The sequence below is a fragment of the Pseudomonas sp. GM102 genome, assembly GCF_000282555.1.
GTDB lineage: Bacteria > Pseudomonadota > Gammaproteobacteria > Pseudomonadales > Pseudomonadaceae > Aquipseudomonas.
The window spans coordinates 80,718-96,659 of the sequence record NZ_AKJB01000070.1 but is presented as its reverse complement, the minus strand read 5'-3'; the positions used below and the strand labels follow the sequence as shown (position 1 = coordinate 96,659).

12 protein-coding genes and 2 tRNA genes are annotated in these 15,942 nt (G+C 59.5%); 4 read left to right on the top strand and 10 right to left on the bottom strand.

Annotation, left to right across the window (positions count from 1 at the left end):
- Positions 1-14: 14 nt before the first annotated feature.
- From PMI18_RS11220 to rnr, 5 genes are all read right to left on the bottom strand, one after another.
- On the bottom strand, positions 15-908 hold the full coding sequence (locus tag PMI18_RS11220; protein WP_007902692.1) for a hypothetical protein: 894 nt from the start codon (positions 906-908) through the stop codon (positions 15-17).
- 36 nt (positions 909-944) lie between these two features.
- Positions 945-1,175, bottom strand: a complete 231-nt coding sequence (gene rpsR / locus PMI18_RS11225) for a 30S ribosomal protein S18 (RefSeq protein WP_002551829.1) — start codon at positions 1,173-1,175, stop codon at positions 945-947.
- 28 nt (positions 1,176-1,203) lie between these two features.
- On the bottom strand, positions 1,204-1,626 hold the full coding sequence (rpsF, locus tag PMI18_RS11230; protein WP_007902678.1) for a 30S ribosomal protein S6: 423 nt from the start codon (positions 1,624-1,626) through the stop codon (positions 1,204-1,206).
- A gap of 310 nt (positions 1,627-1,936) precedes the next feature.
- Positions 1,937-2,704 (bottom strand): 23S rRNA (guanosine(2251)-2'-O)-methyltransferase RlmB, encoded by a 768-nt coding sequence (rlmB, locus tag PMI18_RS11235; RefSeq protein ID WP_007902677.1) that lies wholly within the window; start codon positions 2,702-2,704, stop codon positions 1,937-1,939.
- Positions 2,701-5,331, bottom strand: coding sequence for a ribonuclease R (gene rnr / locus PMI18_RS11240; RefSeq protein ID WP_007902676.1), 2,631 nt, complete (start codon positions 5,329-5,331; stop codon positions 2,701-2,703). The genes rlmB and rnr overlap by 4 nt, the downstream gene beginning before the upstream one ends.
- A gap of 226 nt (positions 5,332-5,557) precedes the next feature.
- Here rnr and PMI18_RS11245 point away from each other — a divergent pair.
- The 4 genes from PMI18_RS11245 (at position 5,558) to PMI18_RS11260 (ending at position 8,806) form a co-directional block, all read left to right on the top strand.
- Positions 5,558-5,644: transfer RNA gene (locus PMI18_RS11245), tRNA-Leu, on the top strand.
- A gap of 165 nt (positions 5,645-5,809) precedes the next feature.
- Positions 5,810-5,896 (top strand) — tRNA-Leu (locus PMI18_RS11250).
- A 334-nt stretch (positions 5,897-6,230) separates the two neighbouring features.
- The gene (locus PMI18_RS11255) at positions 6,231-7,241 is read left to right on the top strand and encodes an iron ABC transporter substrate-binding protein (protein WP_007902675.1); all 1,011 of its coding nucleotides are present in this window, start codon (positions 6,231-6,233) and stop codon (positions 7,239-7,241) included.
- Positions 7,241-8,806: an ABC transporter permease gene (locus PMI18_RS11260; protein ID WP_007902669.1), complete on the top strand. Its 1,566-nt coding sequence runs from the start codon at positions 7,241-7,243 to the stop codon at positions 8,804-8,806. Before PMI18_RS11255 ends, PMI18_RS11260 begins: the two co-directional genes overlap by 1 nt.
- A gap of 120 nt (positions 8,807-8,926) precedes the next feature.
- On the opposite strand, the gene PMI18_RS11265 is transcribed toward PMI18_RS11260, so the two are convergent.
- The 5 genes from PMI18_RS11265 to hflK form a co-directional block, all read right to left on the bottom strand.
- Positions 8,927-10,861, bottom strand: a complete 1,935-nt coding sequence (locus tag PMI18_RS11265) for a methyl-accepting chemotaxis protein (RefSeq protein ID WP_007902667.1) — start codon at positions 10,859-10,861, stop codon at positions 8,927-8,929.
- Between the two features lie 149 nt (positions 10,862-11,010).
- The gene (locus tag PMI18_RS11270; protein WP_007902666.1) at positions 11,011-12,300 is read right to left on the bottom strand and encodes an adenylosuccinate synthase; all 1,290 of its coding nucleotides are present in this window, start codon (positions 12,298-12,300) and stop codon (positions 11,011-11,013) included.
- 54 nt (positions 12,301-12,354) lie between these two features.
- On the bottom strand, positions 12,355-13,542 hold the full coding sequence (locus PMI18_RS11275) for an ATP phosphoribosyltransferase regulatory subunit (protein ID WP_007902665.1): 1,188 nt from the start codon (positions 13,540-13,542) through the stop codon (positions 12,355-12,357).
- 317 nt (positions 13,543-13,859) lie between these two features.
- A complete protein-coding gene (hflC, locus tag PMI18_RS11280) occupies positions 13,860-14,729 on the bottom strand; it encodes a protease modulator HflC (protein ID WP_007902663.1) in 870 nt (289 codons plus the stop codon).
- Positions 14,729-15,901: an FtsH protease activity modulator HflK gene (hflK, locus tag PMI18_RS11285; protein ID WP_007902662.1), complete on the bottom strand. Its 1,173-nt coding sequence runs from the start codon at positions 15,899-15,901 to the stop codon at positions 14,729-14,731. The genes hflC and hflK overlap by 1 nt, the downstream gene beginning before the upstream one ends.
- Positions 15,902-15,942 lie beyond the last annotated feature (41 nt).

The following is a 15,942-nucleotide window of genomic DNA, read 5'->3' as shown; positions in this document are numbered from 1 at the left end:
AATCCTCTTAACTTTTAACCTTCACCGTTCGCGTTATCGGCATCTTTCGGTGCCGAACGACCGCGAAAATCAATCAGGCTGTCGACGATGGCCAAGACCACCAGCAACGGATAGATCAGTTGCATGAACAGCAACAGCGTGACGTACAACCCCACCAGCCAGAATTTGGCCAGTCGCTTTTGCGCCACCAGCCCGTGAATCAGGGCCAGCCCGGCGAACACCAGCGGTACGCTGCACAACGGTGTCAACATGGCCATCTGCGAGCCTAAGTTAGGCCCCAGAAGCATCAACACCAGCAGCAACATCGCCGGTAAAAGCGGGATTCGGATGGCGCGAAACTCGCGACCAAAACCACCCGGGTTGTACAACAACGCCTGCCAGTAGCGCCCGACAATCAGGCTCAGCACACTGACGATTTGCAACAAGGCCGCAATCAGGCCGGTCAGGACCGGTGCAATCAGGGACGCGAAACGCGCTTGCTCGTCTACCGACAATTGCTGGTAGACATCACCGAGTAGCGACGGCATGACTTTTATCAAAGCCTGCGCCAGCATCTCGATCTGGGGCGCAAAAGCCGCCCCCAGCACCACTGAAAACACCAACCCCATCGCTATGCTGACCAGCAGCACGCGGTTCCAGGACTCGCTTGCGCGCAAAACCAACGCAAGGCTCGAAGACCCCAGCAGCACCAGAAGTGCCCGTGGGTCGTCGGAGTAAAGCCACCAGATCAACGCCGGCAGCAGTCCCAGAGCAAGAACGCCCAAGGCGTCCTTCAATCCGCGCCGCAGGAGCACAAGGCATCCGGCGGCAGCACCCAACCAATACAACAACGGCAATGTTGCGCATCCGGCCACTACCAGAGTGGCCTGCATACGGCCGCGCATGATGAACTCAGCTAAGGCGCGCATGCATTCAATCCTTTGCTACGTGTCGACTGCCCGGTCTCAGCGGCCGTGGCTGTCGGTGTAGGCCAGCAGGGCCAGGAAGCGGGCGCGCTTGATAGCGGTGGCCAGCTGACGCTGATAACGAGCTTTGGTACCGGTGATGCGGCTTGGAACGATTTTGCCGGTCTCGGATACGTAAGCTTTCAGAGTGTTGAGATCTTTGTAATCGATCTCTTTCACGTCTTCAGCGGTGAAGCGGCAGAATTTACGACGACGGAAGAAACGTGCCATGTAATAGGCTCCTCAAAAGGTCCGTGGATTACTCGTCAGCGTTATCGCTGGCGTCGCTGTCATCACCATCAACGCCTTCGGCGTCGGAGTGCTCAGGACGGTCGCGACGCTCACGGCGCTCACTGCGGTTTTCTTCAGCCTTGAGCATCTCGGATTGGCCGGTGACGGCTTCTTCGCGACGGATGACCAGGTTACGGATCACTGCATCGTTGTAGCGGAAGTTGTCTTCCAGCTCGGCCAGGGCCTTGCCAGTGCACTCAACGTTCAGCATCACGTAGTGAGCCTTGTGAACATTGTTGATTGCGTAGGCCAGTTGACGACGGCCCCAATCTTCCAGACGGTGGATTTTGCCGCCGTCTTCTTCGATCAGCTTGGTGTAACGCTCAACCATGCCGCCGACTTGCTCGCTTTGATCCGGGTGGACCAAAAAGATGATTTCGTAATGACGCATGAATGCTCCTTACGGGTTGTAGCCTGCCGCTCAAAAGCGGTCAGACAAGGAGTGAATGACACTTATGGACTTGCTTGCGATAGACACATGCGTGCCTGCCGTCACAGCAAGGGGCGCAATTGTAGAGAAGGGACAAGAGAGGCGCAAGGCAATTGGTGATTATTTGAACAACCACAATTATTTGCCCAAAACACAAACCACTGTGGGAGCTAGCCTGCTAGCGATGAGGAAACAACATTCAATATTGATGCTGAATGTTACTCCGCCATCGCTAGCAGGCTAGCCCCCACAGGAGGGGTTTACCGCTGAATCAGGACTTCTTGGCAGAAGCCTTGGCCTTGGCACCACGTTGACGCAGGGCCTCGAACAGGCACACTCCAGTCGCCACGGAAACGTTGAGACTGCTGACACTACCAGCCATCGGCAGGTGCACCAGGTAATCGCAAAGATCGCGGGTCAGGCGACGCATGCCGCTGCCTTCAGCACCCATGATCAGGATGGTCGGGCCGGTCATGTCTTGCTGATACAGACTCTGTTCAGCCTCGCCCGCCGTACCGACAACCCACAAGCCACGCTGCTTGAGTTTTTCCAGGGTGCGCGCCAGGTTGGTCACGGCCACCAACGGAATCACTTCCGCCGCACCGCAGGCCACTTTACGCACCGTCGGGGTCAGCGTGGCTGACTTGTCCTTCGGCACGATCACCGCCAGCGCGCCGGCCGCATCGGCCGAACGCAGGCAAGCGCCGAGGTTGTGCGGATCGGTCACACCGTCGAGCACCAGCAGCAACGGTGCGCCTTCGGTGCGATCGAGCAACTCATCGAGCATCGCTTCGCCCCAGACCTGGCTCGGACTCACCTCCGCCACCACGCCCTGGTGCACGCCTTCAACCCAGGCATCCAGCTCACGACGCTCGGCGTTGCCGACGGCCACGCGATTTTCGTTCGCCAACTCGATCAGCGCCTGAACCCGCGGATCACTGCGGCCTTCAGCCAGCCAGATCTGCTTGACGCGTTTTGGGTGGTGACGCAGCAACGCTTCTACAGCGTGCACGCCATAGATCTTTTCCAACTGACTCATGACTTGGCCTTAGGTTTACGCGCCCCGCCGCTTCTGGCGGCTGGAGCGGAACCCGCTTTTGGCGGGCCTTTACGGTGTTTGCTCGGCTTTGCTGGCTTGCCGCCGGAGGCCTTGTCAGGCGCCGACCGCCCGGTCTTTCCCCCAGACGCCGCTTTACCGCCGCTTTTCGCTTCAGACAACAACGCCTGTTTCAGTTCACGACTTTTGCGCAACTCGGCATTTTTTGCCGCGGCATCGCTCGGGCGATAGGCTTCGACAGCCTTTTCCTTGGCAGGACGACGGCCGGTTTTCGCCGGTGCCGGTTCTGCGGCGGTTTTGGCAGCAGGGGCAGTAGTCTCAGCCCCTCGCTTCTTGCGGCCGATTGGCGCGCTGATGGTTTTTTCAGCCATCTCGAAGTCGATCTTGCGCTCGTCGAGGTCGACGCGCATGACGCGCACTTCAACGGTGTCGCCAAGGCGGAAGCTGCGACCGGTACGCTCACCGGCGAGGCGGTGGTGTACAGGATCGAAGTGGTAGTAATCACCCGGCAGCGCGGTGACGTGCACCAGGCCCTCGACGTAAATATCGGTCAGTTCGACGAACAGGCCGAAACCGGTCACGGCGGTGATCACACCCGGGAACGATTCGCCCACGCGGTCTTTCATGAACTCGCACTTGAGCCAGTTCACTACGTCGCGGGTCGCTTCGTCGGCACGGCGCTCGCTCATCGAGCACTGCTCGCCGAGCTGCTCCAGGATCGCTTCGTCGTACGGATAAATGCGCGCTTTCGGAATGGTCATCGCGCCAGCACGGCGAACGTGCGGGGTGTCCATTTTCGAATGGATGACGCTGCGAATCGCCCGGTGCGTGAGCAAGTCCGGGTAGCGGCGAATCGGCGAAGTGAAGTGGGTATAGGCTTCGTAATTCAGGCCGAAGTGGCCCTGGTTATCAGCGCTGTACACCGCTTGGCTCAACGAACGCAGCATGACGGTCTGGATCAGGTGGAAATCCGGACGGTCCTTGATGCCTGCCAGCAAAGCCTGGTAATCCTTCGGCGACGGACCATCCTTGCCTTTGTGCAGGGACAGGCCGAGCTCGCCAAGGAAGGCGCGCAGTTTTTCCAGACGCTCCGGTGGCGGGCCGTCGTGAACGCGATACAGCGCAGGGATTTCGTGCTTCTTCAGGAACTCTGCAGTGGCCACGTTGGCCGCCAGCATGCATTCCTCGATCAGCTTGTGGGCGTCGTTGCGAACGGTCGGACGGATTTCGGCGATTTTGCGCTCGGAGCCGAAGATGATCCGGGTTTCCTGCGTTTCGAAATCAATCGCGCCACGCACGTGACGGGCCGCCAGCAAAACCTTGTACAGCGCATACAGCTGCTTGAGGTGCGGCAGGACGTCGGTGTACTCACCACGGAGCTGACGCGCTTCGGTAGCTTTCGGCGTCTCCAGCATGGCACTGACCTTGTTATAGGTCAGGCGGGCGTGGGAGTGAATCACCGCTTCGTAGAAGCAGTAGTCGGTCATTTCGCCGGATTTGGAGATGGTCATCTCGCAGACCATGGCCAGGCGATCGACGTGCGGGTTCAGCGAGCACAGGCCGTTGGACAGCTGCTCAGGCAGCATTGGCACGACGCGCTCGGGGAAGTACACCGAGTTGCCACGAACCTGGGATTCGTTATCCAGCGCCGAACCGATTTTCACGTAGCTGGAAACGTCGGCGATCGCCACGTACAACTTCCAGCCACCGGAGAACAGGCGCAGCTTGCCCGGTTTGGCTTCGCAGTAGACCGCGTCATCGAAGTCGCGCGCATCTTCACCGTCGATGGTCACGAACGGCAGATGGCGCAGGTCGATGCGCTTCTCTTTGTCTTTCTCTTCGACCTCCGGCTTGAGCTTGGCGGCTTCCTTGAGCACCGCTTCAGGCCAGACGTGAGGGATATCGTAGGTGCGCAGGGCGACATCGATTTCCATGCCCGGCGCCATGTAGTTACCCACGACTTCGACCACGTCGCCTTGCGGCTGGAAGCGTGGCGTCGGCCAGTGAGTGATCTTCACTTCGACGAATTGACCGATCTGGGCATTGGCGTTACGGCCCGGAGTCACCAGCACTTCTTGCTGGATCTTCGGATTGTCCGCGACGACGAAACCGATACCGCCCTCTTCGAAGTAACGACCGACGATGGTCTCGTGAGCGCGGGACACCACTTCGACGATCATGCCTTCGCGGCGACCGCGACGGTCGAGACCGGAAACACGAGCCAGGGCACGGTCACCATCGAACACCAGGCGCATTTGCCCCGGGCTCATGAACAGGTCGTCACTGCCGTCGTCCGGTACCAGGAAGCCGAAGCCGTCACGGTGACCGCTGATGCGGCCCAGGATCAGGTCGAGCTTGTCCACCGGCGCATAAGTGCCACGACGGGTATAGATGAGTTGAGCGTCGCGCTCCATGGCGCGCAGGCGGCGACGCAGGGCTTCGATCTGGTCTTCTGTGATCAGACCAAACTCTTCGACCAGCTGCTCGCGGTTAGCAGGCGAACCTCGATCAGCAAGGTGCTGAAGGATCAGTTCGCGGCTAGGAATAGGGTTTTCATATTTTTCCGCTTCACGAGCGGCCTCGGGATCGAGGGACTGCCAATCGGCCATTAGAGAGTTTTCACCTTGTCTATATGCGGGTTAGTTTGGCATAGGCGTAATGAAACGGGAAATTTCAGGCTATGACAGCCCATCTAAAGCCCTTTATCGACATCGCAAAGCTGATTTGAATACCACTGGAGAAATTTTCCAGGTTTTTTCGATGTCGGGGGTTTACAGTTAAAAAGACGCTCCGTATAGTGCGCGCCATCGACGACGCACACGCGCTGCCGATACTGCCCAGATGGTGAAATTGGTAGACACGCCAGCTTCAGGTGCTGGTGACCGCAAGGTCGTGGAAGTTCGAGTCTTCTTCTGGGCACCAATTTCGAGCTTGAGATTAGAACAATTTCAAGGCTCACACAAAAACCCGCGAAAGCGGGTTTTTGCATTTCAGGCTTCCGGTTTATTAAAATTAAATCAGGGGTTTACAGATCAAAATGCTCTCCGTATAGTGCGCCACATCAACAGCGGCAACGCTTGCGATTATGCCCAGATGGTGAAATTGGTAGACACGCCAGCTTCAGGTGCTGGTGACCGCAAGGTCGTGGAAGTTCGAGTCTTCTTCTGGGCACCAATTCAAATTCAAGGTCACGATCTTGAATTTCACAGAAACCCGCGAAAGCGGGTTTTTGCGTTTCTGGCTTTCAAAAACCCCAAGCCAATACCTCCCTGTGGCGAGGGAGCTTGCTCCCGCTGGAGTGCGAAGCGCTCCTCATCATTCCAACAGTTACACCGCACTCTCAGGGTTTACGACTGCTTCGCAGCCGAGCGGGAGCAAGCTCCCTCGCCACAAAACTCGCCCCCGCCCCTCTAGCAAACACTCCTCAGACCCGCAAGACGCATATGAGAAACAATATCGTTTATCATTGTTACAAGTTTTTGCAATGCGACAGTGAGGAACCCTGCGAATGATGTTTCGAAATACCCTGCGCCGCGGCCTGACCATCACCCTCCTCGGCCTGACACTCGCCACTCCCCTCACCCAAGCCGCCGACCCGGCTTCCCTGACACTCTATAACGGCCAACACAAGGAAGTCGGCGACGCCGTCGCCAAAGCCTTCGAAGCCAAGACTGGGATTCACGTCAATGTGCGCAAGGGCAGCAGCAACCAGCTCGCCAGCCAGATTGTCGAAGAAGGCGATCGCTCCCCCGCCGACGTGATCTACACCGAAGAATCCCCACCACTGAACAAACTCGGCGAACAAGGCCTGCTGGCGAAAACCGATGCCGCCACCCTTGAAGTCCTGCCCAAGGACTACGTTGCCAGCAACGGCACCTGGATCGGTATCACTGCGCGAGTCCGCGTGGTTGCGTTCAACCCCAAGTTGATCGATGAAAAAGACCTGCCCAAATCGGTGATGGAATTTTCCGATCCGAAATGGCAAGGCAAGGTCGGCTTCGTACCCACCAGCGGCGCATTCCAGGAACAGGCCGTGGCGATCATTAAAGTCCACGGCATGGACGCCGCCGAAGAATGGCTCACTGGCCTGCGCGCTTTCGGCAAGACCTACAGCAACAACATGGTCGCGCTGAAGGCTGTGGAAAACGGCGAAGTCGCCACCGTACTGGTGAACAATTACTACTGGTTCGCCTTGCAGCGTGAAAAAGGCCAGCTCGATTCGAAACTGCATTACTTTACCGGCGGCGACGTCGGTGGGTTGATCACTGTTTCCAGCGCCGCCGTACTGAAATCCAGCAAACATCCAGAAGAAGCCCAGCAATTCCTCGCCTACATGGCCAGCGAAGAAGGTCAGCGCGTGATCACCCAGACCACCGCCGAATACCCGCTGCACAAAGGCATGGAATCGGATCGCGGCCTCAAGCCGTTCAGCGAACTGCAAGCACCGAACGTCACGCCCGCCGATCTCGGCAACGCCGAAGAAGCCCTGGACCTGGAACGTGACGTTGGCCTGAACTGATGAGCGCATCGTTATCTGCCCCCGCCTTGCGTGGGGGCTACGTGCCACGGCGCAAGCGGCCGTCGATCTGGTTGTTGCTGCCGGTTTTGCTGCTGGTGGTGCTCAGCCTGTTGCCACTGGCTTATGTCGGCCTCAAGACCTGGCAAGCAGGCTTGGCCGAGGCGCTGCATCTGTTGTGGCGACCTTACGTGCTTGGCCTGCTGCGTAATACGCTGGCGCTGATGGTGGGCGTCACGCTGGCCTGCGGCGTGATTGGCTTGTCGCTCGCCTGGTTGCTGGAACGCAGCACTCTGCCGGGGCGACGGCTATGGGGCGTGATCCTGTGCCTGCCGTTCGCAGTGCCGGCATTTGTCAGCAGCTTCACCTGGGTCTCCCTGAGCGCTCACTTCGAAGGGCTAGGCGGCGCGATTCTGGTGATGACCCTGTCCAAGTACCCGCTGATTTTTCTGCCGGTGGCGGCAACCCTGCGCAATCTCGATCCGTCCCTGGAGGAGTCCGCACGGACCCTGGGGCAGAATCGCTGGGGCGTGTTCTTCAAAATCACCCTGCCCCTGCTTTGGCCGTCGCTGCTGGCCGGTTCGCTGCTGATTGCGCTGCACATGCTGGTGGAGTTCGGCGCGCTGTCGATCATCGGGCTGCAGACTTTCACGACAGCGATCTACCAACAGTTCGAGCTGGAATTCAGCAACGCTAACGCAGCGATGCTCTCGGCGGTGCTGTTGGCGCTGTGTCTGGTGCTGCTATGGCTGGAGGTACGCGTGCGTGGCAAGGGCCGACATGTGCGCACCGGCCAGGGCGCGGCGAGGCAGGCGCAACAGGTTCGCCTGGGGCCATGGACGACTGTCGGACAGGTTTGCTGCCTGCTGCTCGCGATCATCGGCAGCGGCATTCCGCTGGGGATGCTGGCGTACTGGCTGATGGTGGGTTCGTCGGCGGCGTTCCCGGTCGCCGCGATCAGCGAGGCGTTGTTGTCGTCTCTGGCGCTGTCTCTCGGTGGTGCGGCGCTGTGCCTGGTGCTGGCGGTACCGGTGGGATTATTGGTGGTGCGCCATAAAGGCCGACTGGCAATCTGGGCCGAGCGCCTGCCGTATCTGCTGCATGCATTGCCAGGATTGGTGATTGCACTGACTCTGGTGTATTTCGCCCTGCATTATGTGCCGGTGCTGTATCAGACCTCGGCGCTGTTGCTGATTGCATATGCGCTGTTGTTTCTGCCACTGGCACAAGCACCGATTCGCACCGCGCTGAACAAGGCGGCACCGCAACTGGAAGAGGCCGCACGCACGCTGGGGGCGTCGTCCTTCAGCGCGTTTTGTCGGGTGACGCTGCCGATTATCTTCCCTGCCTTGGGGGCCGCGTTTGCATTAGTGTTTCTGGATGCGATGAAGGAGCTGACGGCGACGCTGTTGCTGAGTCCGACCGGGCTGAATACCCTGGCGACGGAAGTCTGGGCGCATACCGCGAATGTGGAATTTGCGGCGGCGGCGCCTTATGCGGCGCTGTTGATTGTAGTGTCGGGGTTGCCGGTTTATCTCCTAACGACTCGGATGTATTTGAGCCGCTGAACAGCTTCGCGGGCAAGCCTCGCTCCTACGGTGCCGCGTCGTTCGCAAAATGTGCGCACGACGCAATTCCTGTAGGAGCGAGGCTTGCCCGCGAAGGCGTCAGACTTGCGGAGGAAAAACTTAAGCCCGGAACTGCCCCAGGCTCGCCTTCAATTGCGCCGCCAAGCCATCCAGCACCTTGCCGCTGGCAGTGGTTTCCACCACCGCCTGAGCAGCCTTCTCAGCCTGAGCATGAATGGTCTCAACCCGCCCACGCACAGCCTGCGCACCTTGCGCCTGATGCGCCGCGGCCTGGGTCGCCAGACCGATCGCCGCATGCACCTGCTCGACCGACGCCTGCACCGACTGCTGCAACCGCGCACTGTCGCGCAACACCAGCAAACCTTCGCTGGCCTGACGTCCAGCCTGACCAATCGCTGCAACAGCCTCCCTTGCGCCCTGCTGCAACGCAACGATGTGTGCCTGAATGTCGCCGGTTGAGCTCTGAGTCTTGCTCGCCAGTGCCCGCACCTCATCCGCCACCACGGCAAACCCGCGACCGGTCTCGCCGGCACGCGCGGCCTCAATGGCCGCGTTCAACGCCAGCAAGTTGGTTTGTTCAGCGATCCCGTGAATCACCGTCAACACCACTTCAATCTGCTCACTCTGCTGCGCTAGGCGCTCGATGACTTTCGCGCCGGTATCGACTTGTCCGGCCAATGCCTCAATGAGACTGCCAACTTTCGCCGAGGTCCGGGTGTTCTCATCCGTAGCCTGACGAATATCCACCACCTGCCGCAAAGCGGCCTGCATGGCGTGGCTTTCAGACTGGGCTTCATCAGCCATTTGCGACAACGCGCGCAAGCTTTCGGCCACTTCATCGCGCTGCATGCCCGCCGCGGCATCGGCGCCGGCATTGCGCAGGGTCATGGCGCCGATTTCCACGCCGGTCCGCTGGGCCACATCGCCTGCCTCCCGCACGATCGGCTGTAACTTATCCACAAAGCGATTGACCGCCGAGGCCATGTCGCCAATCTCGTCCTGGCTGTTGATCTGCACACGCTTGGTCAGATCACCCTCACCTGCCGCTAAGTCATCCATGGCGGTGATCAGCATTTTCAAGCGGTTTACCACTCGACGGCCCAGTACCACTGCCAGCAACAGCAGCACACCAAAACCCACAAGCGCCAAACCCATGCCAATGCGCCAGCGTAAAGTCCCCGCTGCTTCCTGCACGGCAGTGGTGGTATTGGCTTTCATTTCAGTGGCGGTGGACTGCGCCGATTGCAGACGCCCGCGCATCGCCGCTGCGCTGTCAGCCGCCGCGCCTTTGAGGCTGTCGCCCACCAGTTGATCACTGCTGGCGATCAGCGCCGAGAAACGCTTGTCCAGCGCCGCCAGATCGGTTTCCACCGAGGCGGTCGAGACACCCATCAGAACCTTGCCGATCTCCACCCCATTGGGGTTGATCGAGGCTTCAAGGTAGTAGACCGACGGATCGTTCTTCGCCGCATCCAGTACCTTGTCCAGCGCCCGCTCGCCCTGGCCTTTTTCCAGAAGCGCCTTGTTGATCGGGTTCTCCCGGTTGAGGTAGCGCGTCAGGTGCTGGCCCGTGGCGTCGTCGTAGACCACGAACAACACATTGGGATTGCGCTGGGCACGGCGAGCGAATTCGGACAGGGTGGGGATGTCGCTGTCCCACATGGCGCGGGGTGCGACCGAGGCCAGAAGCTGCGCCATGTCGTTGGCCGAATCCTTCAGGTCCTTCTCCAGCGTCGTACGCAGTTGTGCCTGCTCGTCCTTCAGACGCGAAGACAGCCCAGCGGTCAGGCGCTGACGGGTACTGGTGGACAGGCTATCCAGGCTCGACGTGACTTCACGCCCTGCCTGCTCAAGTTCACCCGAGAGCTTTTGGCTGTCGGCGTCCAGTCGCACACCCAAATCAGCTTCCAGCGCAGTCACTGTGCTCCGGGTCAGAGCGACAGCCACCAGCACCTGCACCAAAAGGGCGATACCAAGGGTAACGAACACGGGCCGCAAGAGACGGCTTTGTAACAGTGAGAGAACGGCCGACACTGAAAATCCCTCTGCTTTGACGCCATCAAATTGATAGCACGTCAGAAACGATGCTTTTTTAATGTTCGCAGCAAAGGTCATGCCGTTCGACGGGCATAAACGACAAAGGCCCCAATTAAGGGGCCTTCGTGTTTTACATCAACGACTTATTAAGCGAACGGGTGACGCAGAACGATGGTTTCGTTGCGGTCCGGGCCCGTCGAAATAATGTCGATCGGCGCACCGATCAGCTCTTCAACGCGCTTGATGTAAGCACGGGCGTTAGCTGGCAGCTCTTCCAGAGTTTTGGCACCCACGGTCGACTCTGTCCAGCCCAGCACTTCTTCGTACACCGGCTGCAGACCCATGTAGCTGTCAGCGTCAGTCGGGGCAACGTCCTTACCTTCTGCATCTTTGTAGCCGACGCAGATGTTGATGGTTTCCAGACCGTCGAGTACATCCAGCTTGGTCAGGCAGATGCCCGAGATGCTGTTCACATCGATAGCGCGACGCAGGATAACGGCGTCAAACCAGCCACAACGACGAGCACGACCGGTAGTCGCGCCGAACTCGTGACCTTGTTTAGCCAGGTGCGCACCGACTTCGTCGAACAGCTCAGTCGGGAATGGACCCGAACCTACACGTGTGGTGTAAGCCTTGGTGATACCCAGGATGTAGTCCAAGAACATAGGACCAACGCCCGAACCGGTAGCAACGCCGCCAGCGGTGGTGTTAGAGCTGGTCACGTACGGGTAGGTGCCGTGGTCGATGTCCAGCAACGAACCTTGGGCGCCTTCGAACATGATGTCTTTGCCAGCACGACGCAGGTCGTGCAGCTCGGCAGTCACGTCCAGCATCAGCGGCTTGAGCAGTTCAGCGTATTCTTTACACTCGGCCAGGGTCTTGTCGAAGTCAATGGCTGGTTCTTTGTAGAAACCGACCAACATGAAGTTGTGGTATTCCACCAGTTCACGCAGCTTGGCTTCAAAGCGCGGCATGTTGAGCAGATCACCTACGCGCAGACCGCGACGGGCAACCTTGTCTTCGTAAGCCGGGCCGATGCCGCGACCGGTAGTACCGATCTTCAGCTCGCCACGGGCCTTTTCACGGGCCTGGTCCAGCGCTACGTGGTAGGACAGGATCAGCGGGCAGGACGGGCTGATACGCAGGCGCTCGCGCACCGGTACGCCTTTCTCTTCCAACTTGATGATTTCCCGCAGCAGGGCGTCGGGTGCAACCACCACGCCGTTACCGATCAGGCACTGCACGCCTTCGCGCAGCACGCCCGACGGGATCAGGTGCAAGACGGTTTTTTCACCGTCGATCACCAGGGTGTGGCCAGCGTTGTGGCCACCTTGGTAGCGCACTACGGCGGCAGCATGTTCGGTCAGCAGATCAACGATCTTGCCTTTGCCCTCATCACCCCATTGGGTGCCCAGGACTACGACATTCTTACCCATAACACTTGTCCTCATTCGCGCAAACTTGGTGCCGGCGGCGGCCGGCAGGAAAACTCAAGAAGCCAGCGGCAATACTTGCCAAAGCCCGTTCTGCTGAATCAATTGCCGGTCGCAGTCCGCTTCACGGGCGGCGGCCAAAAGCTGCCCAGGCAATGCCTGAACGACACGCTGACCCTCACTGCGCAACTGGCAAACCTGCTGCCAGAGTGCTGCATCCGTACTGTCAGGCATCCAGATACCGCCAGACGGTAGCTCGATTTCAGCACGCCCCAGGGTCACCAGGGTTTTCAAATCGGTAGAGAAACCAGTCGCCGGACGGGCACGACCGAAGTCGGCACCGATGTCGTCGTAACGACCGCCCTGAGCAATGGACTGGCCAACACCCGGTACGAACACGGCGAACACTACACCGGTGTGGTAGTGGTAGCCGCGCAACTCGCCCAGGTCGAAATACAGCGGTAATTCCGGGAAACGCGTGGACAGACGCTCGGCAATTGCCAGCAGATCGTCCAGGGCCGCCAGCACGGGTGCCGGCGCATTGGCCAGACGCTCACGCGCTGCGCTCAACACCTCACGACCGCCACACAGGTCGACCAGCGCTCGCAGCATGCCCGACAGATCGGCAGGCAGGCCTTCGGTCAAGGTAATGACCTCGTCGATGGCTTTACGTTGCAACGCATCGAACAACTGTTGCTCGACTTCACCGGACAAACCGGCGGCACGGGCCAGGCCGCGGTAGATGCCTACATGACCGAGATCCATGTGCACATCCGGCACATCGGCCAGTTGCAGCATGGCCAGCATCAGGCTGATGACTTCCACGTCACTGCTCGGGCTGGCATCGCCGTACAACTCGGCGCCCAGTTGAATCGGGCTGCGCGAGGACGACAACGCACGCGGCTGAGCATGCAGCACGCTACCGGCATAACACAGACGGCTCGGCCCTTCGCGACGCAGGGTATGCGCATCGATGCGCGCCACTTGCGGCGTGATGTCGGCACGGAAACCCATCTGCCGGCCCGACTGCGGGTCGATGACCTTGAAGGTACGCAGATCGAGGTCCGAGCCCGCGCCGGTCAGCAGGGATTCCAGGTACTCGATATGGGGAGTCACGACAAACTCGTAACCCCAGCTCTGGAACAGATCCAACACCTGGCGACGCGCTACTTCGATGCGCGCAGCTTCTGGTGGCAGTACTTCTTCGATGCCATCTGGCAGCAGCCAGCGGTCTACCGTTGCCATTACGCCATTCCCCTATGATCCGGGCGACAAGCCTTTGGGCGAGCCTTGAGTGAAGCAGAAAATGATCGGCCCATGCGCACAAACCGCGCGCATGGACAACGGGGCGAAAAGCCTGAAACCGGCTTCGCCAACCACTTTCCTCGAAAAACCTGTCGAGTCATTCAACTCGGGCGCCTGCATAAAAACAGCAATCAAACGTGCAGACGCAAAAAAGCCGGGAATTTCCCGGCTGCCGCATCATACACACGTTTTCCCAAAGGATCACCCCGCCCGAGGTTTTAGCCGCCAGGCGGGGGATGATTCAGGTCAACGCCGTATCAAGGCTTGGCTTTTTCCAGGTAACGGAAGAAGTCGCTGCCCGGGTCCAGGACCATGACGTCGGATTTGTTCGCGAAGCTTTCACGGTAGGCACGCAGGCTACGGTAGAACGCGTAGAACTCCTGATCCTGGCCGTATGCCTTGGAGTAGATCGCAGCAGCCTGGGCGTCACCGTCACCGCGAACCTCTTCAGATTCACGATAGGCTTCAGCCAGCAGCACGCGGCGTTGACGGTCGGCGTCGGCACGAATGCCTTCGGCCAGCTCGTTACCCTTGGCGCGGTGCTCGCGAGCTTCACGCTCACGCTCGGTGCTCATACGTTCGAACACGCTGCGGTTCACTTCCTTCGGCAGGTCGATGGTTTTGACCCGGACATCGACAACTTCGATGCCCAGCTCTTTTTCCGCCATCTTGTTCAGCGAAGAGGTGATGTCTGCCATCAGCGCATCACGCTCACCGGACACCACTTCGTGCAGGGTGCGCTTACCGAACTGGTCACGCAGGCCAGATTCCAGACGACGGGAAAGACGCTCGTCGGCAATCTGCTTGAGGCCGGAAGTCGCGGTGTAGAAGCGCTCGGCATCTTTCACGCGCCACTTGGCGTAGGCATCGACCATGACGGCTTTCTTTTCCAGCGTCAGGAAGCGCTGTGTCGGTGCATCCAGTGTCATCAGGCGCGCGTCGAATTTGCGCACCTTGTTCACGTAAGGCACTTTCACGTGCAGGCCCGGCTGAACATCGGCCTGGACCACGCGACCGAACTGCAGCAACACCGCACGCTCGGTCTGAGCCACGATGTAGAAGCAGTTCCAGGCAACGATCGCCACGACGACGCCGATAATAAGGGCGATCAGCGATTTATTGCTCATCAGCGACTCTCCCTGGTACGTGCTTGCTGTTGCTGCAGATCAGCTGCCGCACGCGCATTCACTTCATTGCTGCTGGCTGCCGCACCGGTCACCGGAGCGCCGGGACTGCGACCACTGTCGATCATCTTGTCCAGCGGCAAGTAGAGCAGATTGTTCTGGCCATCCTTGTTGCCGGTCACGAGAACCTTGCTGGTGTTGCTGAAGATTTCCTGCATGGTGTCCAGGTACAGACGCTGGCGGGTGACTTCAGGGGCCTTGCGATACTCGGCCACCAACTTGGTGAAGCGATCGGCCTCACCCTTGGCGCGGGAGACGGTCTCGTCGCGGTAACCGTTGGCATCCTCGAGGATGCGTTGGGCCTGACCACGGGCTTCCGGCACGACACCGTTGGCGTAGGTTTCAGCCTGGTTTCGCGAACGCTGCTCGTCTTCACGGGCGCGGATCACGTCATCGAAGGCTTCCTGGACTTCACGCGGTGCAGCTGCGCTCTGTACGTTGACCTGAGTGACGGTGATACCGGTGCGGTAGGTATCGAGGAAGCGTTGCAGACGCTCCTTGATTTCGCTGGCCATCAACTCACGACCTTCGGTCAGCACCTGATCCATGGCGGTAGAACCCACCACGTGACGCAAGGCACTGTCGGTTGCATGTTGCAGGCTGATTTCCGGCTGATCGACGTTCAGTACGAAGTCTTGCAGGTTGCTGATCTTGTACTGCACGGTCAGCGGCACTTCGACGATATTTTCGTCTTCAGTCAGCATTTGACCCTGCTTGGTATAGGCACGCTCACGCGTGACGTTTTCCATGTACTTGCGATCGATCGGCGGGAAATAGATGTTCAGGCCCGGGCCGACGGTTTCATAGTATTTGCCGAAGCGCAGCACTACGGCTTGCTCCTGCTCGTCGACCACGTAGACAGCGCTGTACAGCCACACAGCCGCCAGCACGACCAGGCCGATGCCGAGCAGGCCGCCGAAGCCGCCACTCTTGCCCGGGCGACCGCCCTCGTCACCGCGTTTTTTACCACCACCGAACAACCCGTTCAGGCTTTCCTGCAGCTTTCGGAAGGCCTCGTCGAGATCCGGTGGTCCCTTGCGGTCGCCGTTATTGCGGCGCTTGCCACCCCAAGGATCCTGATTATTCGAGTTGCCACCCGGCTCATTCCAAGCCATAGCGCTCTCCATCTGATAAAGCAAAGACGCACCCACGGCGC

What these genes read in the sequence shown, in the direction of transcription:
- PMI18_RS11220 (WP_007902692.1), bottom strand. Translation starts at nt 908, where the DNA reads ATGCGCGCCTTAGCTGAGTTCATCATGCGCGGCCGTATGCAGGCCACT.
- rpsR (WP_002551829.1), bottom strand. Translation starts at nt 1,175, where the DNA reads ATGGCACGTTTCTTCCGTCGTCGTAAATTCTGCCGCTTCACCGCTGAA.
- rpsF (WP_007902678.1), bottom strand. Translation starts at nt 1,626, where the DNA reads ATGCGTCATTACGAAATCATCTTTTTGGTCCACCCGGATCAAAGCGAG.
- rlmB (WP_007902677.1), bottom strand. Translation starts at nt 2,704, where the DNA reads ATGAGTCAGTTGGAAAAGATCTATGGCGTGCACGCTGTAGAAGCGTTG.
- rnr (WP_007902676.1), bottom strand. Translation starts at nt 5,331, where the DNA reads ATGGCCGATTGGCAGTCCCTCGATCCCGAGGCCGCTCGTGAAGCGGAA.
- PMI18_RS11255 (WP_007902675.1), top strand. Translation starts at nt 6,231, where the DNA reads ATGATGTTTCGAAATACCCTGCGCCGCGGCCTGACCATCACCCTCCTC.
- PMI18_RS11260 (WP_007902669.1), top strand. Translation starts at nt 7,241, where the DNA reads ATGAGCGCATCGTTATCTGCCCCCGCCTTGCGTGGGGGCTACGTGCCA.
- PMI18_RS11270 (WP_007902666.1), bottom strand. Translation starts at nt 12,300, where the DNA reads ATGGGTAAGAATGTCGTAGTCCTGGGCACCCAATGGGGTGATGAGGGC.
- PMI18_RS11275 (WP_007902665.1), bottom strand. Translation starts at nt 13,542, where the DNA reads ATGGCAACGGTAGACCGCTGGCTGCTGCCAGATGGCATCGAAGAAGTA.
- hflC (WP_007902663.1), bottom strand. Translation starts at nt 14,729, where the DNA reads ATGAGCAATAAATCGCTGATCGCCCTTATTATCGGCGTCGTCGTGGCG.
- hflK (WP_007902662.1), bottom strand. Translation starts at nt 15,901, where the DNA reads ATGGCTTGGAATGAGCCGGGTGGCAACTCGAATAATCAGGATCCTTGG.